General features: G+C 63.6%; 24 protein-coding genes. 13 read left to right on the forward strand and 11 right to left on the reverse strand.

All coding sequences use genetic code 11. The features are described 5' to 3' along the window. The 8 genes from VCA57_RS17520 to VCA57_RS17555 all read left to right on the forward strand — a co-directional run bounded on the left by VCA57_RS17520 (position 1) and on the right by VCA57_RS17555 (position 6,708). Positions 1-855: a MaoC/PaaZ C-terminal domain-containing protein gene (locus VCA57_RS17520; RefSeq protein WP_411186353.1), complete on the forward strand. Its 855-nt coding sequence runs from the start codon at positions 1-3 to the stop codon at positions 853-855. Positions 856-896: 41 nt separating this feature from the next. Next, the gene (locus VCA57_RS17525; RefSeq protein WP_411186354.1) at positions 897-1,319 is read left to right on the forward strand and encodes a Zn-ribbon domain-containing OB-fold protein; all 423 of its coding nucleotides are present in this window, start codon (positions 897-899) and stop codon (positions 1,317-1,319) included. An 11-nt stretch (positions 1,320-1,330) separates the two neighbouring features. Next, on the forward strand, positions 1,331-2,470 hold the full coding sequence (locus VCA57_RS17530; protein ID WP_411186355.1) for a thiolase family protein: 1,140 nt from the start codon (positions 1,331-1,333) through the stop codon (positions 2,468-2,470). A gap of 7 nt (positions 2,471-2,477) precedes the next feature. Then, positions 2,478-3,269: an enoyl-CoA hydratase-related protein gene (locus VCA57_RS17535; protein WP_411186356.1), complete on the forward strand. Its 792-nt coding sequence runs from the start codon at positions 2,478-2,480 to the stop codon at positions 3,267-3,269. Positions 3,270-3,291: 22 nt separating this feature from the next. After that, on the forward strand, positions 3,292-4,161 hold the full coding sequence (locus VCA57_RS17540) for a MaoC/PaaZ C-terminal domain-containing protein (RefSeq protein ID WP_411186357.1): 870 nt from the start codon (positions 3,292-3,294) through the stop codon (positions 4,159-4,161). Positions 4,162-4,189: 28 nt separating this feature from the next. Next, positions 4,190-5,092 carry an SDR family NAD(P)-dependent oxidoreductase gene (locus tag VCA57_RS17545; protein WP_411186358.1) on the forward strand — a complete coding sequence of 301 codons (903 nt, stop codon included), beginning with the start codon at positions 4,190-4,192 and terminating at the stop codon, positions 5,090-5,092. Positions 5,093-5,155: 63 nt separating this feature from the next. Next, entirely contained in the window at positions 5,156-5,677 is a 522-nt protein-coding gene (locus VCA57_RS17550) for a hypothetical protein (RefSeq protein ID WP_411186359.1), read from the forward strand. An 83-nt stretch (positions 5,678-5,760) separates the two neighbouring features. Next, on the forward strand, positions 5,761-6,708 hold the full coding sequence (locus VCA57_RS17555; RefSeq protein ID WP_411186360.1) for an IS481 family transposase: 948 nt from the start codon (positions 5,761-5,763) through the stop codon (positions 6,706-6,708). Positions 6,709-6,757: 49 nt separating this feature from the next. Here VCA57_RS17555 and folE read toward each other — a convergent pair whose 3' ends face one another. The 11 genes from folE to VCA57_RS17610 form a co-directional block, all read right to left on the reverse strand. After that, complete coding sequence (folE, locus tag VCA57_RS17560; protein WP_411186361.1) at positions 6,758-7,390, reverse strand: GTP cyclohydrolase I FolE; 633 nt, start codon at positions 7,388-7,390, stop codon at positions 6,758-6,760. Between the two features lie 102 nt (positions 7,391-7,492). Then, a complete protein-coding gene (locus VCA57_RS17565; RefSeq protein ID WP_411186362.1) occupies positions 7,493-8,062 on the reverse strand; it encodes a YbhB/YbcL family Raf kinase inhibitor-like protein in 570 nt (189 codons plus the stop codon). 13 nt (positions 8,063-8,075) lie between these two features. Beyond that, positions 8,076-8,306: a ferredoxin gene (locus VCA57_RS17570; RefSeq protein WP_411186363.1), complete on the reverse strand. Its 231-nt coding sequence runs from the start codon at positions 8,304-8,306 to the stop codon at positions 8,076-8,078. 13 nt (positions 8,307-8,319) lie between these two features. Continuing rightward, entirely contained in the window at positions 8,320-8,640 is a 321-nt protein-coding gene (locus tag VCA57_RS17575) for a 2Fe-2S iron-sulfur cluster-binding protein (RefSeq protein WP_411186364.1), read from the reverse strand. Positions 8,641-8,675: 35 nt separating this feature from the next. Beyond that, on the reverse strand, positions 8,676-9,926 hold the full coding sequence (locus tag VCA57_RS17580; protein ID WP_411186365.1) for an NAD(P)/FAD-dependent oxidoreductase: 1,251 nt from the start codon (positions 9,924-9,926) through the stop codon (positions 8,676-8,678). A 7-nt stretch (positions 9,927-9,933) separates the two neighbouring features. Further along, the gene (locus VCA57_RS17585; protein ID WP_411186366.1) at positions 9,934-11,562 is read right to left on the reverse strand and encodes an ATP-dependent acyl-CoA ligase; all 1,629 of its coding nucleotides are present in this window, start codon (positions 11,560-11,562) and stop codon (positions 9,934-9,936) included. Further along, a complete protein-coding gene (locus VCA57_RS17590; RefSeq protein ID WP_411186367.1) occupies positions 11,559-12,026 on the reverse strand; it encodes a Zn-ribbon domain-containing OB-fold protein in 468 nt (155 codons plus the stop codon). The genes VCA57_RS17585 and VCA57_RS17590 overlap by 4 nt, the downstream gene beginning before the upstream one ends. Further along, positions 12,023-13,030 (reverse strand): NAD(P)H-dependent flavin oxidoreductase, encoded by a 1,008-nt coding sequence (locus tag VCA57_RS17595; RefSeq protein WP_411186368.1) that lies wholly within the window; start codon positions 13,028-13,030, stop codon positions 12,023-12,025. The genes VCA57_RS17590 and VCA57_RS17595 overlap by 4 nt, the downstream gene beginning before the upstream one ends. Positions 13,031-13,042: 12 nt before the next feature. Next, positions 13,043-13,828, reverse strand: coding sequence for a 2-(1,2-epoxy-1,2-dihydrophenyl)acetyl-CoA isomerase PaaG (gene paaG / locus VCA57_RS17600; protein ID WP_411186369.1), 786 nt, complete (start codon positions 13,826-13,828; stop codon positions 13,043-13,045). A 9-nt stretch (positions 13,829-13,837) separates the two neighbouring features. Then, positions 13,838-14,869, reverse strand: a complete 1,032-nt coding sequence (locus tag VCA57_RS17605; protein ID WP_411186370.1) for an acyl-CoA dehydrogenase family protein — start codon at positions 14,867-14,869, stop codon at positions 13,838-13,840. Positions 14,870-14,907: 38 nt separating this feature from the next. After that, positions 14,908-16,065, reverse strand: coding sequence for an acyl-CoA dehydrogenase family protein (locus tag VCA57_RS17610; protein WP_411186371.1), 1,158 nt, complete (start codon positions 16,063-16,065; stop codon positions 14,908-14,910). Between the two features lie 276 nt (positions 16,066-16,341). Between VCA57_RS17610 and VCA57_RS17615 the strand changes: the two genes are divergently transcribed. The 5 genes from VCA57_RS17615 (at position 16,342) to VCA57_RS17635 (ending at position 22,354) form a co-directional block, all read left to right on the forward strand. Further along, positions 16,342-17,856, forward strand: a complete 1,515-nt coding sequence (locus VCA57_RS17615; protein WP_411186372.1) for a class I adenylate-forming enzyme family protein — start codon at positions 16,342-16,344, stop codon at positions 17,854-17,856. A gap of 35 nt (positions 17,857-17,891) precedes the next feature. Continuing rightward, positions 17,892-18,674 carry an enoyl-CoA hydratase/isomerase family protein gene (locus VCA57_RS17620; RefSeq protein WP_411186373.1) on the forward strand — a complete coding sequence of 261 codons (783 nt, stop codon included), beginning with the start codon at positions 17,892-17,894 and terminating at the stop codon, positions 18,672-18,674. A 31-nt stretch (positions 18,675-18,705) separates the two neighbouring features. Beyond that, positions 18,706-20,184, forward strand: a complete 1,479-nt coding sequence (locus tag VCA57_RS17625; protein ID WP_411186374.1) for an MFS transporter — start codon at positions 18,706-18,708, stop codon at positions 20,182-20,184. A 67-nt stretch (positions 20,185-20,251) separates the two neighbouring features. Then, complete coding sequence (locus VCA57_RS17630) at positions 20,252-21,067, forward strand: enoyl-CoA hydratase-related protein (protein WP_411186375.1); 816 nt, start codon at positions 20,252-20,254, stop codon at positions 21,065-21,067. Positions 21,068-21,097: 30 nt separating this feature from the next. After that, complete coding sequence (locus VCA57_RS17635) at positions 21,098-22,354, forward strand: hypothetical protein (protein ID WP_411186376.1); 1,257 nt, start codon at positions 21,098-21,100, stop codon at positions 22,352-22,354. Positions 22,355-22,369: the final 15 nt, after the last annotated feature.

Genomic DNA, 22,369 nt, shown 5'->3' on the forward strand with positions numbered 1-22,369 from the left:
ATGGCGATCGACTATCCGGCAGTGCTCGAGCTGCGTGAAGAAGGCCGGCGCTTCGAGTGGACCGAGCGCGAAGTCATGCTCTATGCGGTGGGCGTCGGCATGGGCGCGGATCCGCTCGACGAGAAGGAACTGCGCTACGTCTATGAGCGCGATCTGTGCGTTCTACCCACCTTCGCCAGTGTGGCTGCATGGGGGGCTGGTATTACGCCCGAGCGTATTGGCCTTGATCGCCGGCGCACCCTGCATGGCGAGGAACAGACCGTGCTGCATCGGCCGATCCCGCTGGCAGGAAGCATCGTGGCGGACAGCCGGGTGATCGCGATCTACGACAAAGGCGCGGACAAGGGGGCGGTCGTGGTGCGCGAGACGGTGCTCAAGAGTGCGGATGACGGCGAGCCGATCGCGACCCTGACGCGCACGGCCTTTGCCCGCGGCGACGGCGGTTTCGGCGGGCCGGAGCAGGGCGGAACCAGTGCGCCGCAGCGCCCCGCGCGGGCCGCCGATCGGACAATCGACTTACCCACGCGTCACGATCTTGCGCTGCTGTACCGCCTGAGCGGTGACCGCAACCCGCTGCATGCCGACCCGCAAGTCGCGCGTGCGGCCGGCTTCGAACGGCCGATTCTGCATGGGCTGTGCACTTATGGCTTGACCTGCCGGGCGGTGCTGCAGGCCTTTTGCGACTACGACGCCTCACGTATCGCGAGCCACGGCGCGCGGTTTTCCGCGCCAGTGCTGCCGGGCGATACGGTCAGCGTGGACATGTGGCAGGAAGGCAAGACCATCTTCTTCGAAGCCCGGGTGAATGCGCGTGACGTTGTGGTGATCAAGAACGGTATGACCGTGCTGCGCTGACTGCGCGGTGGGTTCAGTTACTCACATCTAGAGGCCTCATCATGGAAACCAACACCGAGCGGACCTTGCAACCCGCAACCTCTTATACGGAAATCGCGGAAAACGGCGAGCCGTACCTCAGTGCCAGCCGCTGTTCGGCTTGCAGCGCCATGTACCTGGGCCAGCGTGACGACTGCGGCGCCTGCACGGCGCGTGGGACGATGGACCCCGTAACCATGGGCACCACCGGCAAGCTCTACTGCTACACCATCGTCTATCGCAGCTACCCTGGCATTCGCGTGCCCTTCGTCTCGGCGATCGTCGACCTGGACGACGGCGGCACCGTCAAGGGCAACCTGCTCGACATCGAACCTGACCCCAGCAAGCTGCAGTTCGGCATGCCGGTGAAGATGGTATTCCGCGGCGCCGAGACCGCGAAAGAAGAAGGCGCCGGCTACATTGCGCATTTCTTTGTCCCCGCCTGAGGAAGTTTGTCATGACAGATGTATACGTTGTCGGAATCGACATGATCAAATTCGGCCGCTATCCGCAGCGGACCGTGGTCCAGCTGGCGGCCCAGGCGGCCATGGGCGCGCTCGATGATGCGGGCGTCGGCATGCGCGATGTTCAGGCGCTGTACAGCGGCAACATCGGCGAGACCATGACCGGCCAGCGCACCCTGCAGCTGATCGGCCAGACCGGCATCCCGGTGGTCAACTGCACCAACGCCTGCGCCACCGGCGCCACCGCACTGCGCGAGGGCTGGACGGCGATCAAGGCCGGCCTCTACGACACCGTGCTCGCTATCGGTGTCGAGCAAATGGCGGCCGGCATGATCGTCAAGAAGAAGGTCGGCAACGAGCCGCTACCCGCCGAAGGCCTGATCGGTTCGGAGACCATGCCGGCGGTATTCGCCATGGTGGGCATGGAGCACATGCGCAAGTACGGCACCACCTTCGAACAGTTCGCCCGCGTGTCGGTGAAGAACCACCATCACTCGACCATGAATCCCAAGGCGATGTACCAGAAGGAGACGCCGCTCGAGGAGGTGATGGGCGCGGAGATGATCGCCTACCCGAACACCAAGCTGATGTGTTCGGTGAACGTCGACGGCGCGGCCGCGGCGGTGCTGATGTCGGAGAAGAAGGTGCGGCAACTCGGGCTCATGAGCCGTGCGGTGCGGGTACGTGCCTCGGCCTTGGCGAGCGACCCGTTTACCCCGCGCAACCTGGTCATGCAGGATGTCAACACGGTCACCCGCCTGGCGGCCAAGACGGCCTACGAGATGGCTGGTCTGGGACCCGACGATGTGAACCTGGTCGAACTGCACGACTGCTTCGCCACCGCCGAGATCCTCCACTACGAGAACCTCGGTCTGTGCGCGGATGGCGAAGGTGGCCGTCTGCTCGACAGCGGCGCCACCACGCTGGGCGGGCGCGTGCCGGTCAATATGTCCGGTGGCCTGTTGTCCAAGGGGCACCCGCTTGGCGCGACGGGCATCGCCAACGTCTACGAGATCTGCACTCACTTGCGCGGCGAGGCGGGCAAGCGTCAGGTGGAAGGTGCGCGCATCGGCATGACCCATGTCGTCGGCCTGGGCAGCGCCTGTGCCATCCACATTCTCGAAAAGGCCTGAAGGCAAAGTGGCGCAACACGATTACCAGTTCGTTAGCGTCGAACGTGAGGGCCGGTTGACGGTCATCACCCTCGACCGGCCCGAGCGGCTCAATGCGTTGCATCCGCCGGCGCATCACGAGCTGGCCGGGATCTTCGATGCTTTTGCCCGCGATCCGGAGCAGTGGGTAGCCATTCTGACCGCAAGCGGTGAACGGGCATTTTGCGCCGGCAACGATCTGCACTTTCGCGCCGAGCATGGTCGTGCGCCTATGCCTGCGTCGGGTTTTGGCGGTTTGACTGCGCGCTTCGACCTGGACAAGCCGGTGATTGCGGCGGTCAACGGCCTGGCAGTCGGCGGTGGCTTCGAGCTGGCATTGGCCTGCGATCTGGCGATCGCGGCCGAGCAGGCGAGTTTCAGCCTGCCGGAGGTCCAGGTCGGTCTGGGCGCGCTGGCCGGTGGCCTGCAGCGCCTGCCGCGGCAGATCGGCTTGAAGCCGGCCATGGGCATCGCGCTCACGGGTCGCCGTGTCGACGCCGAGGAAGCGTTGCGCCTTGGCCTGGTCAATCAGGTCGTGCCGGGGGATCAGTTGCTGACGGCCGCGCGCTGTTGGGCCGAACAGATACTCGGCGCCGCGCCTTTGGCGGTGCGTGCAGCCAAACAGGCGATGCGCTGTGGCCTGGCATACGCCGACCTGGCCGAGGCCATTCGCGTTCAGGATGAATTACCCGCGGTGCAGCGGATGCGCGAATCGAGCGATGCCATCGAAGGCCCTAGAGCCTTCGCCGAACGCCGGCCACCGCGCTGGCGGGGACAGTGATGCGGCACACAGGAAATCGAAAATGATCGACTATCACGTGGTCAAGAACTGGGTCTTCGACGAGGTCCGTTACAGCTACAGCGAACGCGATTGCATGCTTTATGCGCTAGGCGTCGGATTGGGTTGCGATCCTGAAGACGCGCGCCAGCTGCGCTACGTCTATGAAGCGGATTTGCACGCCATGCCCACCATGGCCACCGTGATGGGCGCGCCCGGCGCATGGTGGAAGGATCCGCGCACCGGCGCCGACGCTGTGCGCCTGGTGCATGGCGAACAGCACATGCGCTTCCATCGGCCGCTGCCGGTGGGCGGCACCCTGCTGGTCAGCAACCGCGTGCAGTCGCTCACCGACAAGGGCCCGGGCAAGGGTGCGCTCGGTGTGGTCGTGCGCGAAATCCGCGACGAGCAGGGCGTCTTGCTGGCCGAGAGCCGCAATGTCAGCGTGCTGCGCGGCGACGGCGGGTTTAGTGCCGACAGCGGCATATCCGATCCGCCCCCCGAGCCGCTGGCGAAAATGCCCGAACGCGCGCCCGATATCGAGGTGGACCTCGTGTCATTGGCGCAGATGGCCCTCATTTACCGGCTGTCGGGCGACTACAACCCGCTGCACGCCGATCCTGCGGTGGCCGCCAAGGCCGGGTTCCCACGGCCCATCCTGCATGGCCTCGCCACCTACGGCATGGCCGCCCATGCGGTGTTGCGCGAGTGCCTCGACTACGATGCGAGCAGGCTGCGCGGATTGGCGGTGCGCTTCACCGCGCCGGTGTATCCGGGCGAGACGGTGCGGATTCAGCTGTGGCGCGAAAGCGCGGAATTACTGCGCCTGCGGGCGCGAGTGGAATCACGTGATGTAACCGTGCTGGATCAGGGCACGGTTGAAATCGCCGCTTGATGCGGTCGGGAACTTTGTGGAGACGACAATGACTGGAAAGGTTGAAGGAAAGGTAGTAGTGGTCACTGGCGCAGGGAGTGGCATCGGCCGCGATTTCGCTCTCGCCTTTGCCGCGCATGGCGCCAAGGTAGTGGTCAATGACCTCGCTCGCGATAACGAGGGCAAGGCCGCTGCGCAAACCGTGGTGGACGAGATCACCGCTGCCGGGGGCGCGGCGGTGGCCGCGGTGGAGAGCGTGGCCGAATGGGAGTCGGCCAGTCGCATCGTGCAGGCGGCGATGGACAGCTTCGGGCGCATCGACTGCGTAATTAACAACGCCGGCGTCACCCGCGACCGCTTCTTCTTCAAGATGAGCCTGGAAGAATGGAAGACTGTGGTCGATGTGCATCTGAATGGCTCGTTCTACATGGCGCGCGCGGCAGCACCGCATTTCAAGGAGCAGGCGAGCGGCAGCTACATCCACATGACGTCCACCAGCGGGCTCATCGGCAACCTGGGCCAGGGCAATTACTCCGCGGCCAAGATGGGGATTGTCGGCCTGTCGAAGTCGATCGCCATGGACATGGCCAAGTTCAACGTGAGCTCGAATTGCATCGCGCCCTGGGCCTGGACGGCAATGACGGCCAACATTCCGGCCGACTCGCCCGAGGCGATCGCGCGAATCGAAAAACTCAAGAAGATGAAAAGCTCGAAGATCGCGCCGTTGGCGGTCTATCTGGCCAGCGATGCCGGCGCGAAGGTCTCGGGGCAGATCTTCGGCGTGCGCGCCAACGAGATCTATCTGTTCAGCCAGCCGCGCATCGTGCGCTCCGTGCACCGTGCAGATGGATGGACGCCGCAGGATATCGAGGATCATGCCATCCCGGCACTGGAACCGAGCTTTTTCGCCAATGTGCCGTCGATGGCGGTGACGCCTTGGGATCCGATTTGATCCGGGGCGATCGGGAAACACCGATGCAGCACACCGATCTACCACGAGAATAGGGAGGCTTCGATGGAACGCTTGGACCCGCAGGCAATGCTGGTCGCCGTGCAGACGTACTTCAAGGGCGAACGCCTCGAGATGTTCAGCATCGTATTAATCGGGGCGCTGCTCTTGATTGCCTGCACGGTCTTGTATCTAGGCACCCGCGATGGTTTCTCTCGGGGCTTTTGCATGACCGTAGCGTTGGCCGTAGCCCTGTTCGGCGGCACTGCTCTCTGGCTGCTGTGTCATGATCCGCAGGTTGCATCCGCGCTCCTCTCGGCTGTTCATAGCGCACAGGCGCAGCAGGCATTCGCGGCAGAACTGAGCCGGATGCAGGTGGTGATCGATCAGTATCCCCTGTACCGCTTGGCGGGTATTGCGTTCACTGTGTTGGCAGTGGTGATCGTGGCATTTGTGCGCAGTCCCCTTTGGAACGGGGTCGCTGCCGGCTTCTGCCTAATGTTCGTGGCGCTGTTGCTGATCGACCACTACTCCGCGCAGCGTGCGCATACGTACATGCGTCAGTTGAGCGCCTTTGTCGAGCCCTAGCTGTGATCTCTCAGTAGGTTGTTCATCCGGGGCATTCCCGGAACTCTGGAAGTGCGACCAACCAAGCCTTCCAGGAACCCCGGATGAACCTGCATAAACATGCCCGTCTTACCCCTCGCGGTCGAGCCCTTTTGGTTCGGCGGATCCTGCAGGGCTTGAGAGTCGAAGAAGCCGCTCAGGCAGCCTGTGTGAGCGTGCGAACCGCCTACAAATGGTTGCGGCGCTTTCGTGAGGAGGGTGAGGCCGGATTGATGGATCGTTCATCACGTCCGCAGCATTGCCCGCATGCCACACCCGATACCGCGGTCGAGCACCTGATCGAGCAACGGCGCAGCCGCAAGACTTATCGGCAGATCGCTGAGGTGTTTGGCTTGGCTGCCAGTACTGTTGCCCGCCGTCTGCGCCGGGCCGGCTTCCATCGACTGGCTGAGCTGGAACCGGCACCACCAGTGGTGCGCTATGAGTACCCGACACCCGGTGACCTGTTGCACTTGGATATCAAGAAGCTGGACCGTTTCTGGCAACCCGGCCACAGGGTCGCCGGCGATCACCAGCAGAACTCTGACGGAGCGGGTTGGGAATTCGTCCATGTGGCCATCGACGATGCCGGCCGCATCGCCTTCAGCAGCTTGCATCCCGATGAGCGTGGCCGCAGCGCCTGCCAGGCCCTGCTCCAAGCGTTGCGCTACTACCGCAGCCTGGGCATCCGCTTCACCCGCATAATGACCGACAACGGCAGTTGCTATCGTTCACGCAAGTTTCGGCGCCTGGTCAGGCGACTGGGACTGCGCCATCTGCGCACCAAGCCTTACACGCCACGGACCAACGGCAAGGCCGAGCGCTTCATCCAAACCAGTCTGCGCGAGTGGGCCTATGCCCGTAGCTACGAAAGCTCAGAACAATGCGCGCAACACCTGACGCCCTGGCTGCATCACTACAACTGGCATCGGCCGTACGCCAGCCTCGGTTACCACCCGCCGATTAGTCGCGCTTCACTTCCACAGAACAACGTACTGGGTTTACACACCTAGCAGATCGTTCGACCCGCCCCGAATGCCAGGCATCGGGGCGGGTGTGGGGTCAGGTATTCGCCGACGTTCCATTCAGGCCGATGATTCCCATGAATTCGCGGCGCGTCGCCGGATTGTCGCGGAAGGCGCCGAGCATGCGGCTCGTCACCAGCGCTACACCGGGTTTATGCACGCCGCGCGTGGTCATGCATTGGTGGGTGGCCTCGATGACGACCGCGACGCCCAGGGGCTGCAGTATGTTCTGCAGGGTATCGGCAATCTGCACGGTCATCTTCTCCTGGATCTGCAGGCGCTTGCCATACAGTTCGATCAGACGCGCCAGCTTGGAGATGCCAACCACGCGACGATCGGGCAGATAGGCGATGTGAGCCTTGCCGATGAAGGGCACCATGTGGTGTTCGCAGTGGCTTTCGAAGCGGATGTCTTTCAGCACGATCATCTCGTCGTAGCCTTCGACCTCGCTAAACGTCCGCGCCAAAATCTCGGCTGGATCGGCACCATAGCCGGAGAAAAAGTCCTCGTAGGCGCGCACGACACGCTTTGGTGTGTCATGAAGCCCTTCGCGCTCCGGATCGTCGCCGGCCCAGCGGATCAGGGTGCGCACTGCTGCCTCGGCCTGTTCCCGGCTCGGGCGTGCGCTCAGTTCGAGGGCCGCCGATGCGAAGTTCACCTCTATATTCATCTGTGTTTCCTCTGATTAGGACTTTCGGGCTTGTGGCCCATGGCATCTACCCAGGACCCGCAGGTCATGGGCTCGATGCCGCAGCGGCTGCCAAACGGCGATTCAAGGCCGCTCGTAGCGGCCCTCGAACATCCCCTTCGCGATGGCGTGGGTACGTACGGTCCGGGCGATCTCGCCACGGCTTGGCGTCCGTCCGAAAACAGGCATTTGGCTCAATGCGAAGACCTGAAAAAAATAGCGGTGGGCACCATGACCGGGAGGTGGATCCGGCGGGGTGTAGCCGCGGCGCAACAGGCCGTTGCGTCCCAGCTGCAGTTCGGCACTGTTCGCGCCGCCCTTGCAGTCGCCACTCGCTAGCGCCTCGAGCTGAGCTGCGCCCCAGGCGACCAGGTGGACGAAAGGAGAAGGGGTCGGGCTGTCGGCATCCTCGATCAGCAGCACCAGGCCCGCGGCCTCTGCCGGCACGCCATGCCAGGCAAGCGGCGGCGAGGTCATGTCGCCATCGCTGGTATGCACGCGCGGAATATTGCCGCCGTCATCGAACGCGGCGCTCTGCACGGTGATGCTGGCCGGCGCTTGGGCCAGTGCAGGGTCGTTGAACAGTATGCCATCGGTGCCGGCTCGCATGCCGCGAAGTAGTCGACCGAACCATGAGGGAAGATAGGAAACCATGATGATCGACGACCTATTTGTTCGGGGCGTCGGACGGCATGTCGCTGCCGTCGTCTTCCACCAGGGTCAGAGCACGCTCCGGGCAGGCGCGTACCCCTCTGCGTGCCACGGTTTCCTTGCCGGCTGGCACGATCAGTTGCGGCAAATGCATGTAACCGTCGTCATTTAGCTCGAACAAGCTGTCGTCAACGCTCGCACAGCGAGCGTGACCGCAACATTTCGTGAGATCAACGTTGATCTTCATTGCGACACTCCTCTCAGAACTGAGATTTCGGCAGCCTGACGAGCAGACCGTCCATCTCGGGGGTGATCTTGACTTGGCAGGTCAGGCGGCTGTTTTCCTCCGGGTCCAGTACGCACTCGAGCATCGACAACTCGGTCGCATCGGCGGGCGGCACCTGGGGGATCCAGGTCGGATCTATGTAGGCATGGCAGGTCGCGCAACTGCAGCTGCCGCCGCAGTCGGCGACGATGCCGGGCACGAGATTGTCCAGCGCTGCCTGCATCAGCGAGCGGCCTGCGGCCTCCTCGACGACGTGCTGCGTTCCGTTGTACTCGATAAAGGTTATTTTTGGCATGGTGGCGGATCCGGGGGTTGGGCTGTTGCCTCTGCTCAGATGCTGAGCAGCGACTTCAACGGGATAGATTCATCGGACAACAGTTCAGGGTCGACCGACACGGATTGTGCGACGAGCCGTTTTGACATCATGAACTCCTGCGGTCGGTTCACGGCATCTACCGCAATCAGATGGCCCTCACGGAGGTAAAAGGCGACGAAGGAGCGCTGGGCAGGATCGCCGCGGACGACGACTGTGTCATAGCCTTGCGAAAGGCCGACCATTTGCAGCTTGAGATCGTACTGATCGGACCAGAACCACGGCACGGCATCGTGTGGCCTCTCCTGGCCGCAAATGGTGGCGGCGGCGGTACGCGCTTGTTCCAGCGCATTGGGTACCGACTCGATACGCAGATTGCGGCCGTAGAGTGTGCTCGGGTAGCACGCACAGTCCCCCACCGCCAGCACGTCGGGGTCCGAGGTGCGCATAAAGGCATCGACCAGGATGCCGTTGTCGACCACTAACCCGGCTGTTCCGGCGAGCTCGGTGGCGGGAACCAAGCCGATGCCCACGATCATCACATCGACGGGCAGGCTGCTGCCGTCGCCAAGAACCACTGCGCTGACCGCGTCGCCGCTGGGATCGGTTTCGGTCCCGGACACGGCGGCATTGGTGCGGATATCCACCCCTGCCGCGCGATGCACGTTCTCGTAGAACGCGGAGACTTCCGGCGCCGTCACCCGCGCCAATACGCGGGGCAGAGCTTCCAGTACGGTCACCTTGAGCCCTTCCTTGCAGGCCACGGCGGCGACTTCCAGGCCGATGTAGCCGCCCCCCACCAGCACCAGTCGCGCATTCTTGTGGAATTGATGGCGGATGCGCTTCACATCCTCCACCGTGCGCAGGTAGTGCAGGTTCTGCAAGCGTTGCGCCGATTCGACTCCGCTGCACTGCAGCCGGCGTGGCAGGCCCCCGGTGGCGAGAACGAGCTTGTCGTAGGACTCGCTGCTGCCGTCCGAGAAGAACACGCGCTTGCGCGCCCGATCGATGCGTTCCGCGCGGACGCCGGTGCGTACCTCTATGTCCGCCGCGAGGTATGTCGCCGCCGGCTTGACGTAGAGGTCTTCGAGATCGACCTGGCCATTCAGGTAGGCCTTCGACAGGGGTGGGCGCTGATATGGCTGTACGGATTCCTCCCCTACCAAGATCACCCGTGCCTTGCAGCCCAGTTTCCGCAGGCAGAAGGCGACCTCTGCGCCAGCTTGGCCGGCGCCGATGATCAGAATTGCAGTGCTCTTGTCGGACATGCTGACCTCAACGTTTGGTGAGAGTGATTCCGGCCGTCTCCCGGTCCCATGTCGTGGGGGTGCAGCCTTCCTCACGCAACTGGTACTTCAGCACACGGCCTACGGGGTTGCGCGGCAAGTCGCTGCGCAGCTCGAAGTAACGCGGTACGGTGAAGTAGGGCAGCCGTTCTGCCGCCCAACGGCACAGTTCTTCTTCCGTTAGTGCATAGCCTTCCTTGAGTACGACGGTCGCCTTCACGTCGTCCTCGCCGGAATCCGAGAACACCGCATGGACCGCCACGTCGGCGATCGCCGGGTGCATGCGCAGCCCCGTCTCCACCTCGTAACTGGAGATGTTCTCGCCGCGGCGGCGCAGGTAATCCTTCTTGCGATCAACGAAGTAGAAAAAGCCGTCCTCGTCGAATTTGCCGATGTCGCCGGTGTGGAACCACATGTTCCGCATGACCCGCAGCGTGTCCTCGGGGCGATTCCAGTAGCCTTCGAACATGACGTGCGGCCGGCGCGGCCTGACGATGATTTCTCCAGGGGTTCCGGCGGGAAGCTCGTTTTCGTTGTCGTCAACGATGCGCACGTCGAAATCGCCGTTGCGGCGCCCCGAAGAGCCGGGCGGTGCGACGTTGCCGACTTCCAGCGTGGTCACGCGTGCAGCTTCGGTCAGGCCGTAGGCGTTGGAGCCCGCGCTCTTGACACCGAAGCGGTTGATCCACTTTTCCTGGAGCGAGGCGGGGAACGGAGAGCCGCGAACGATCTGCACTTGGCCGAAGCAGCGCTTGGAGTACTCGTTGTCCTCCGCCTCGGCCAGGAAGGTGATCATGGAACCGAGCAGATTGACCACAGTGGCACCGCTGCGCTCGATCTCCGGCCAGAAGCGCGAGACTGAAAAGCGCGGGTAGATGGCCGCGCGGGCACCGACCAGCAGACACGCGAGCACCGAGCCACCGGCCGCATTCATGTGAAAGAGCGGTAGGGCGGTCCAGTTGCAGTCCTCCATCTGGCGGTTTTCGTTGATCACCACTTGACGGGCGAGGTTGCACACATAGTTGTGACTGATCATGCAACCTTTGGACGGTCCGGTGGTACCCGCCGTGTAGATGAACATCGCCAGATCTTCAGGATTGTTGATGTCGGGGAGCGGATCGGCCGACCCGAAGACCTCGCCCAGCGCAACGACCTTCAGCCGCTTCGCAGCGACCGGGCTGCCGCCACGCTGCAGCAGGTGTTGCGCGTGGGGCAGACCGTCCTCGACGTCCGCAATGCGTTGGGCATAGTCGGCTTCGGCGATCAGCACCTTGGCGCTGCAGTCGTCCAGTTGATGGCGCAGGAACTCGCCCTTGTAGGCGGTGTTGACCGGCACGCTGATGGCGCCCAGCTTATTGATCGCAAACCAACTGAGAATCGCCTCGACGTTGTTGTCCAGTACCGTGCCGACGCGGTCACCCTTGGTTACGCCAAGCGCGGCCAGGCCGTGTGCCAGCCGGGTGGACTCCCGGTCGATCTCCGCATAGGTGTAGGTGTCGCCACTAAAATCAAGAAAAACGCGATCGGCAAACTCAGCCGTTGCGCGGGTAATCGCGGCGGTTACGGTGTCTTGCTCGCCTAGATGCCAGGTTGGAGATTTGCTCATCGGATTGCTCATGGTTTTTCCACGTCGGTAGGGCTCAATGGAGTGGTGGGTGCGGCGCAAAGCGGTTCGAACAGGGGCAGCCAGACGTCCTCGCGATGGTCGAAGAGCACGCGCACTTGCATCCCGATGTGCACGGCATCGACGGGGCAGTTGACGATGTTGGTGGTCAGTCGCACGCTGGGCTGCTCTTCGATTTCGACAAGGGCAACGACATACGGGTCTTCCAGTCCTGGCTCCCACACTTGCCGGTTGATCGTGAAACTGACCACCGTGGCACGGCCGGAAACCGTTTCGGGATGGACGTCACGCGACTGGCAATGCGGGCATATCGGCAGCGGCGGGTGGACATGGAAGCCGCACTCGGTGCAGCGTATGAAGCGCAGTTCCCCATGCTCGCCCGAAGTCCAGAAGAACGCGTTCTCGGGGGTCAAGGCCGGTAGGTGCCGCCGTGGCAGCGAGGCGAAGGAGACGCTCACGCCGTCACCTCCACTTCGTCGACATTCTGGATGTAAGCCAGCCCTCGATTGAGCTGGTCGCGGCACTCGCGCACCATGCGTTCGAGCAGTTCGGCGCAGGTGGGGACGTCATCGATCAGACCTAACACCATGCCGGCTGTGAGCACGCCGCCGTCGATGTCGCCGCTTTCCCAAGCGGCCTTGCCGCGCACGCCCGCGACCAGGTGACGGATGTCCTCGAACTGACAGCCGCCGGGTCGCCGCTCGATGGCCACCACCTTGTCGGAGACACTGTTTTTCAGAACGCGGGCGGTATTGTGCAGTGTGCGGAAGATCAGGTTGGTGTCGTGTTCGCAGCTCTCGACCATGGCACGCTTGATCGACATGTGCACAGGCGCTTCCTGCGTGCAGACAAAGCGCGTACCCATATTCACGCCTTCCGCGCCGAGCGCCAGTGCCGCTGCCATCCCGCGGCCGTCGCCGATCCCGCCCGATGCGATGAGCGGGATGCGCAGGTGCTTAGCCGCCAGAGGAATCAGCACCAGCCCGGGAATGTCCTCCTCGCCTGGGTGACCGGCGCATTCGAAGCCGTCGATCGAGACGATATCGACCCCGTGTCGCTCGGCCGCCAGGGCATGGCGCACGCTGGTGCATTTGTGAATGGTGACGATGCCGGCTTTCTTGAAGCGATCGATGAAGGTCTTGGGATTGTTGCCAGCCGTTTCGACGATACGCACGCCCGAGTCGATGATCGCCTCGATATAGGCCTCGTAAGGAGGCGGTGTCATCGCCGGAAGGATGGTCAGGTTGACGCCGAACGGCTTGTCGGTCATCGACTGGCAGCGCCGGATCTCGCGGCGCAGATCATCGGGAGCGGGCTGGGTCAGGGCGGTCAGCATGCCGAGGCCGCCGGCGTTGGAGACCGCGGAAGCGAGCTCGGCGCGACCTACCCATTGCATGCCGCCCTGAACGATCGGCACGCTGATTCCAAGCAGTTCGGTGACGCGGTTCTTTAACTTGATCATGGCGATTGGCTCTCAGATCCCCGTGAAGCGGGGTGCACGCTTTTGCTTGAAGGCGGTGACACCCTCTCGGTAATCGTCGGTCAGGCCCGACTCGCGTTGCAGGTCGCGCTCAAGGTCAAGTTGCTCCTCGAGCGTCGCGGTTGAGGCGGCGCGGATGGCCCGCTTGGCATTGACCAGGCCTCGTGTCGGTCCGGCGCCGAGACGCTGTACCAGTGCATCGACCTGCGCATCGAAGGATTCGTCGTCCACGGCCTTCCAGATCATTCCCCACTCTTCGGCACGCTCGGCCGAGAGCGGTTCGCCCGACAGCACGAAGGCCAGGGCGCGGGTCTGGCCTATCGCCCGTGGCAGCGTCCAGGTGCCACCGGCATCCGGCACCAGGCCGATCGCCGAGAAGGCCTGTACGAACTTGGCGCTCTTGCGGGCGATGGTGATGTCACAGGCGAGTGCCAGATTGACACCGGCACCGGCGGCGACACCGTTGACCGCACAGACCACCGGCACGGGCAGGGCGACAAGACGGCGCACGAGTGGGTTGTAGTACTTTTCAATGTTGCTGCCTAGGTCCAGTGGACCGGCATCGACATTGCGTTCGCCCAGGTCCTGTCCGGCGCAGAATGCGCGGCCGGCGCCCGTGATCAGCAAAACCCGGATGCCCCGCTCGTTCTCCACCCGGTCGAGGGCGTATGCCACCTCGGTGTGCATCTGCACGGTGAATGCATTGAGCTGCTCGGGGCGGGCCAGGGTCAGCCGGGCGATACCGTTTTCGACCTCGAAGCGTATGGCTTGCAGTTCCATCACGTTTCCTCAGGCGGCGTCGGGGAAGGGCATTTCGATCAGGCGTTGCCGCTGGCGACGCTGGTCGCCGGCGAACTGATCGAGCACATGGCTGCGCTTCAGGAACAGATGTGCATCCGCCTCGGAGGTGAAGCCGAAGGCACCATGAACCTGAATGTTTTGCGCTGCATTCTCGAGCGCGGCCTTGGTCGCCACCAGCTTCGCCGAGGCCACGTGGTAATCGGCACCCGGCTTGTCCTCCGCCATGATCAGTGCCGCCATGGTGACCTGGCACAACGCGGATTCGGCACGAATGGCCATGTCGGCACAGATGTGCTTGATCGCCTGGAAGGAGCCGATAGGCTTGTTGAACTGTTCGCGCACCTTGGCGTATTCGACCGCCATGTCGCGGGTGGCCTCCGCCATACCCTGCGCATAGGCCGCGGCCAGGAGCAGGGCGCGCTGGTAGAGCGTGCTCTCTTGGCCGTCGAGCCACAGCATGGGTGCTGCAGACCGTAGCGTCGCGCGCTCGAGCGTCAGGACGTTGTCCATGCCCACCAGTTGCTCGTTATCGCTGAACTGTTCGCGCTTGAACAGCGCCACGCCTTGCTCGGTGCAGCACAGCAGCCAGGCGGCGTCGAGGCCGTCGATCAGGTGGAAGTCGCCGCTCGATTCGGCACCGATATGAACCTGTCCGCGCGCCGTCGCCAGGCCGACCGCAGTCGTTCCGCTGAGCAGTTGCTCGACGACCTCGGCAGCGCCGCAGGCGGCGGCGAGCTGGGCGCCCAGGGTCAAACCTAGGACGGCGGGCGAGACCAGGTAGCGACCGAACTCACGGTGCACGAGCATCTCTTCGGGCGCGCCGAGTCCGATGCCGCCGAATTCTTCACTGATGGCGACGCCGAGGAACCCGAGCTCCGCCAGTTGGGGCCAGTACATGGCATCGCCATTACCGATTTGAGGGCTGGGAGGACGAAACCGGGCGACCGGCACCTGCTCCGAAAGGAAGGCGCGCAGCGTGTCAACGATCTCGATCTGTTCCGAAGAGGGCAGGAGGTTCAAGGTTCGCTCCGTTTATTGTGATGAAGAAAAGGGGTTGCTTATCGCGGCAGACCGAGTACGCGTTCGCCGATGATGTTGCGCTGAATCTGTGCGGTGCCGGCGGCGATCGTGATGGCGAACGAGCGCAGGTAGTAGTACACCCAGTCGTGGTCTTCGCGGTTTTCTAGGGCATCGGCACCCAACACGTCCAGGGCCAGGCGGCGAGCGCGTTGCTGCACTTCGCCGACCATTGCCCGCATCATCGAACTCTCGGAGCCCTGTAAGCCGGCCTCGGTACGCGACACGACCATGTAGGTCATCGCACGGGCGGCGGCCATGTCGGCACGCAGCTGGGCCAGTCGTGCGCCGATCTCGTCGCGCGACAGCGGGCAGTCGGAACCGAGCCGCTTGCGGGCCTCCTCGATCATGTGCTCGACGAGGTAGGCATAGCGGATCTGATCTTTGATCTGCGCCGTACCGCGTTCGAAGCCGAGGGTCGACATCGCCACGCTCCAGCCGTCATTGATGTCGCCCACCACATTGCTCAGTGGGATGCGGACGTCGTCGTAGAAGCACTGGACGAAATGCGCCTGATTGGGCGAGGTCATGATCTCGATCGGACGCAAGGTGATGCCGGGCGTCTTCATGTCGCAGATCACCCAACTGATGCCCTTGTGCTTGGGCGCATCGGGGGCGGTGCGCACGAGCAGCTCCTGCCAATCCGACAGGTGGCCGTGGCTGGTCCAGATCTTGGAACCGTTGACCACCAAGTGGTCGCCATCGATGCGTGCCCGAGTGCTCAGGCTGGCCAGGTCGGAGCCTGCGTTCGGTTCCGAGAAGCCCTGGCACCAGATGACATCGCCCTTGAGTATCCGGGGTAGGTGATAGCGCTTCTGCTCCTCTGTGCCACGGGCCATCACGGTGGGGCCAGCATGGTTGAGGGCAACGAAGCACAGGTGATTGTCGGGCGCTCCAGAGCGGGCGTATTCCTCGTACCAGATGAGCTGGCGGAGTAACGGTAGCCCCAGTCCGCCGTACTCTTCGGGCCACGACACGCCTGCCCAGCCGCCTTCGAATTGTTTGCGCTGCCAGTCGGTGTCGAAGGCGCGCAAGGCTTCGCCCGCATGGGGGCGGCGCTCTTGCGGAATGTTGTCGTTCAGCCATGCGCGCGCTTGTTGGCGGAAGTCGTCGTCTGCCTTGGAGAAGTAAAGATCCATGGAGGCCCCGGAATTAATCAGTTGCGACTGCGTTCGAGCGGCCTTTCGTGCCGCCATTAAAACTGAAAGGTGATCAGTTATTTTGAGGTTAGCATGGATTTTAGAAAAAGGAAACTCGGCTGATTGCGCAGTTTATACAAAGGGTATTGGCGGGGAATATAGTGCTTTGCGTTTCTTGAAAACTGACTATCAGTGAGTTATTGTGATTTTGCTTTGGGGGTGTTCTGCGGCAGTGCAGTGCATTTTTCGCTTAACTAGATTTGACCGGACTTGCCCATGACAGACGTTGCAGCTAGCGCAGATTTGCGCGAACACCTCACGAAAGTCTTCTCGCTCGCCCCCGATGCCGTGGCGGTCGAGACGAAGGACGGCCCTGTCACCTGGCGTGCGTTGGCGCAGGCTGGTGACGAAGTGGAGCGGCTGCTCGTGCAGGCCGGGGTGGACCGCTCGGCGCCTGTCGGCTGGGTCGCTCGCAACCGTGCCGCCTCGGTGGCTAGCTTTGCCGCACTCGTGCGCTATGGCCGCATGGTGGTGCCCTTGCGGCCGAACCTGACGCCCGCCGCATTCTGCAGCGAACTGGGAGCGCAGCGCCTGCAGGCGGTAATTGGCGATGCCGACGACTGGTCTGTGCTCGGGGCGGTCGAGAGCGCCGCGCAGGCCGGCTCGGCGGGCATCCTGGTGACCGGCGAGGTGTCGCTGCAGGTTGCCGCCGTGCCGGAACTGACCAAGGTGGGGCTACCGCCCCATCGTGAGCCGATGCCTGGCTATGTCCTGGAGCGCCTGACCAGCGGAACCACCGGTGCACCCAAGCGCATTCCGGTGAAGGAGGAGGTGCTGCTGCCGTCACTGCGCTCGGGCGAGCAGAAGTCTTCCGGCGGCGAGGAGCCGCTGCGGCTGCAGACTTCACCGGCGCTGCTGTTCAAGCCCTTCAGTCATGCGGGAGGTCTTTTCGGTCTGCTGCTCGCGCTGTACCAGGCGCGTCCGGTGGTGCTGTTCGAGAAGTTCGTGGCGGAGGACTGGGCGCAAGCGGTGCGCCGCTTCCAGCCCAAGTCCGCCAGTCTCGTGCCCGCGATGATCCAGATGATCATGGACGCGGAGATTCCCGCTGACTGGCTGCGCTCATTGAGAGCCATCCGCTCCGGAACCGCACCCTTGGATCCCGCCATGCAGATCGCCTTCGAGGAGCGCTATGGCGTGCCCATCCTGGTGGACTACGGCGCAGCCGAGTTCATCGGCGGCGTGGCGGGCTGGACACTCGCCGACCACAAGGCCTTTGCGAAGACCAAGCGGCGCAGCGTAGGTCGGCCCCGTTCGGATGTCTCGCTGCGTGTGGTGTCGGCGGAGAGCGGCGAGGCGCTGCCCAGCGATCAGGTGGGCATTCTGCATATCAAGTGCGATCGCTTCGGTCCCGACTGGTTCATCACCAACGACCTTGCGTTGATCGACTCAGACGGCTTCCTGTTTCTCCATGGTCGCGCCGACGATGCCATCAACCGGGGCGGTTTCAAGATCCTTCCCGATGAAGTGGCGGTGGTGCTGCGGCGCTATCCGGGGGTGCGCGATGCTGCCGTGGTGGGCGCGCCCGATCCGCGCCTGGGACAGGTTCCGGTGGCTGCGATCGAGATGAAACCCGGCGAGGCCCATCCAACAGCCGAGGCTCTGAATGCCTTTGCCCGTGAGCACCTGACTGCCTATATGGTTCCCAAGGTCTTTCATTTCGTCGACGAGTTGCCGCGCACGGCCTCGATGAAGGTCAGCCGGCCCGAATTGAAGAAGCTGCTCGGCCTTTGACGGGGCCGATCGAGACCTGAATACCTGGAGATATGATGACCGACTATTCGACCATTTTGCTGGAGATTGCCGACGGTGTTGCCACCATCACCTTGAATCGGCCGGCAAAGCTCAACTGCTTCAACCGGACGATGGTGCAGGAGTTTCGTCAGCTGTGGAGCGAAGTTCGCACCGAGCCGGCCGTTCGCGTGTGCGTCCTGCGTGCGGCGCCCGGGCGGGCGTTCTGCTCCGGCGTCGACGTCAAGGAAGGCTGGCGCGCGCCCGGTGAAGAGGAGGCTCCCTTCGATCAGGACGATCCGGGCGAATGGCTCGGGCCGAAGAGCAACAAGGTGTGGAAGCCCCTGATCGTGGCGGTTCACGGGATGGCTGCCGGCGGAGCCTTCTATTGGCTCAACGAGGCGGACATCGCCATCTGTTCGGAGGACGCCACTTTCTTCGACCCCCATCTCAAGTTCGGCAAGATCTCCGCAGTGGAACCGATCGGATCGATGGGGCGCATTCCGCTGCAGGAAATCACCCGTATGGTCCTGCTCGCCGATGACGAGCGCATCAGCGCCCAGACGGCCTTGCGCATCAGCCTGGTGACCGAAGTGACCAGTGCCGATCGCCTGTGGGCGCGCGCAGCTGAACTCGCGGCGCAGATTGCCGCGCGGCATCCGGTGGCGGTGCAGGGGTCGATCCGCGCCATCTGGGAGGCGCAGAGCCTTCCGCGCGCTCAAGCGGTGAGCAATGCACTGAAGTACATCCAGATCGGCAAGCCGATCGCGACCGAAGTCGAACCGACCAAGGTCAAGGGCGGCGAATGGGTATTGCGCTGATCCGCGGCTGGGATATGGGGGGGCGCTCGCGATGAACGACCGCGGTCCACAGGACAGCTACGACCCCGCGCAGGTCGATCCCGCCGTCGAGGTCAATCTCGAGAAGGCGGGGAGTTCGGTGCGGTTGGAGGAGCCGTCACCACCGGTTTCGCCTTGGCTGCCGGTCGCGCTGTCTAGCGCGCTGTTCATGGAGTTGCTCGATACGGCCGCGCTGGGAATGGCGTTGCCGGCGGTGGCGCGTGACTTCGGCATGGACGTCGTCACGCTGAAGTTGGCACTGACCGCCTACCTGCTGACCATGGCGGTATTTGTGCCGGCAAGCGGTTGGCTGGCCGATCGTTTCGGGGCGCGCCGGGTCTTCGTCAATGCGCTGAAGATTTATATGATCGGCTCGCTCGTGTGTGCGTTGTCCGACTCCATGTCCGTATTGGTGATCGGGCGCGTCATTCAAGGGTTGGGGGGGGCCATGATGGTGCCGGTTGCCCGTTTGATCGTGGTCGCCTCCACGCCGCGCGAGCGCCTGGTTAAGGCGATCAATGCCTTTACCATCCCCGCCATCGTCGGACCTTTGCTGGGGCCGCCCCTGGCCGGTGTGCTGCTCGAAGTGGCCAACTGGCGCTGGATATTTCTGATCAATCTGCCGGTCGGTCTCGTCGGCATGTATGCCGTGCTGCGCCTGGTGCCTCGCCTGCGTCATCCCCATCCGGGGCGTTTCGATACCTCCGGATTCGTCCTGGCGGGCATCTCCATCGTTGCCTTCGTCGCGCTCGCCGAGTTGCTGGGCATGCCTCGGGTTTGGTGGCCATGGAAGGTGGCGGTGGCCTGCGTCGCGCTACTCGGCTGCCTGGCCTATGTGGCGCATGCCCGAGGCATGGACAAGCCGGTGCTCGATTTGCGCCTGATGTCGCGCCGCACCTATCGGGCCAGCATGATTGGATCCACCGCGATGCGCTTGGGGTTCGGGGCCACGCCTTTTCTGGTGCCGGCGCTGCTGCAAGTGGGCCTGGGCTGGTCGCCCTTGCGCGCCGGCTCGGTGATGATGGCCATGATGGTGGGCTCGGTGCTCGCGCGTTTCGGCGGCATGGTCGCGGTGCGGTACTTCGGTTTCCGCATGACGCTCATCGCCAGTGGAGTGGGGGTTGCGATACTGACCGCGACCCCTGCACTGTTCCAGGCGGCGACCCCGCTATGGCTGATCATGTCGGCCTTCCTCCTGCTCGGTTTCCTGCGCGCCGCTCACTTCGTCGCGGCTACGCCTCTGGCTTTCGCCGAGATCGTGCCCGAGGAGGTGAGCCGTGCCTCGACACTCGCCACGGTGATTCAGCAGTTGGGTCTGAGCATGGGCGTGAGCCTGGCCGGGATCGCCCTTGCATGGTCACCGACCGATGCACTGAGTCTCGCAAGTTTCGCTGCACCGTTTGCCGTCCTCGGTCTGGCGGCTCTGCTTACGGTTCCCGCCTATGCCGGCTTGAACCGCGACGAGGCCGCCCACATGCGCGGCTCTACCTGACGACTATGTCGAGCCAATCTATCCGAGGACGACCATGTCCGGCCAATCCATGACTCCTGAGCATTCTATGAATAACGCGACGCCCTGTGCTGAGCCACCGATCCTGCTGACCCGCCGTGAAGGCAAGGCGCTGGTGGTGACTTTGAACCGCCCTGAACGCCTCAATGCGCTCACCCCGGAGTTGCACGCGCAGTTGCGCGAAGCAGTCGAATCCGCGGCGCACGACCGTAGCGTGACCGCACTCGTCCTTACCGGAGCTGGCCGGGCCTTCTGTTCCGGCGGCGACATGAACAACGGCAGCGCGCGGGGAGAAGCTCGTCCCGGCCTCGAGCAGCGTGCCGACGAGCTGCGCCATCACGCGGAAACCGCACGCCTGTTGCACAGCATGCCCAAGCCGACCATCGCCATGATCAACGGTGCCGCAGCCGGCGCGGGTTTGGCCCTCGCCTTGGCGTGCGATCTGCGTATCGCATCGAGCGACGCAGTCCTGCGAACGGCGTACGCCAACGTGGCCTTGTCCGGCGACCTCGGGATCAGTTGGTTCCTTACCCGGCTGGTTGGTCCGGCCAAGGCTCTGGAACTGATGTATCTGAACGAAAAAATCGCTGCGGCCGAGGCGCTGGGGCTGGGCCTGGTCAATCGCGTCGAGGCGCCCGATGACTTGGCCGAGGCCGCGCTGTCCATAGCGGCGCAACTGGCCGACGGTCCGGGCGTGGCATTGCGCTACATGAAACGCAACGTGACCCTGTCCGCACAGGCTCCCCTCGAGATGGTTCTCGATACCGAAGCCTACGGCATGGCCCGTTGCGGTCGCACGCAGGATATCAAGGAGGCCGTGCTGGCCTTCCGCGAGAAGCGGGCGCCGAGCTTCACCGGTACCTGAACATACAGACCCGACAACATAGGAAGCCAGATGATGGGCGTCGACAACACAGCTGCCGTCGAAAATACAGTCGGCCGCATTACCCAAGAAGACATCGATCGTGCACAGCAACAGATCGGCGTGCCGAAGTTCGCCTACAACAAGCCGTTCAACGCGAGGTCCTCGTCCGATGTGCTGAGTCACTTCGCCTGGGCGTGTGGTGACGACAACCCCCTATGGCACGACCGTGAGTATGCTGCCAAGACGCGCTGGCGCGACCAGATCGGTTATCCGCTGTTTCTCCATTCGACCGGCATCAACCTCACGCCGAAGCCGAACCCCGAACAGAAGGCCTTGTTCAAAGGCTTGTTCCGTGGCGTCGGCAAGTACTACACCGGTGTCGACTGGACGTGGTGGCGGCCGATCTACCCAGACGAGCAGTTCTTTGTCGAGCGCTGCACGTCGGCGGTCAAGGTGAACGATAAGTCGTCGTTCAGCGGCGGCGTTTCCGTGACGGAGGTCTACAGCGACCTGTGGGTCGACCGTGCCGGTTTGCCAGTGGGCAGGCGCGAAGAGAGCTACCTCAGCGCCGAGCGCGAGGGCAGCAAGAAGACCGGGCGCTACGCCGACATCCAGCGTCAGACCTACACCCCCGACGACATCGCTCGCATCGACGAAGTCTATGCGGCCGAGCAGCGCCGTGGCATCGAGAAACGCTGGTGGGAAGACGTTTGCGTGGGTGACAGCCTGACGCCGGTAGCCAAGGGGCCGCTGACGATGGTGGATATCATCTCGATGCACATGGGGCTGGGGCTGAGCAGTAGTGGTATCGGCCCGCTGCGCTACAACTGGCGTCAGCGCCAGCGCATGCCGGCCTTCTTCGTGGCCGACCGCTTCGGGGTGCCTGATGTGGTGCAGCGCGTGCACTGGGACCACGATCGGGCGCAAGATCTGGGGCTGCCTACGTCTTACGACTATGGCCAGATGCGTACCAGCTGGCTGATCCACCTGGTGACGAACTGGATGGGTGACGACGCCTGGCTGTGGAAGCTGAGTTGCCAGTCGCGGGCCTTCAACTTCATGGGCGACGCGACGATCTGCTCGGGTACCGTGGTCGACAAGCGTATCGAGGGGCCGCACCACGTGGTCGAACTCGAACTTGCCGGGACCAATCAGCGTGGCGAGGTCACCGCACCGGGCCGCGCCACCGTTATTCTGCCCAGCCGCGAGAGCGGGTCGGTCCTGTTGCCTCAGCCGCCGTTGGAAGACCTCCAGCGCGGAGCGCGGATGTTGCAGCCGCGGGAGTAAGCCCGGCACCGGCCG

Source organism: Pseudomonas sp. (assembly GCF_046581935.1).
GTDB lineage: Bacteria > Pseudomonadota > Gammaproteobacteria > Pseudomonadales > Pseudomonadaceae > Aquipseudomonas.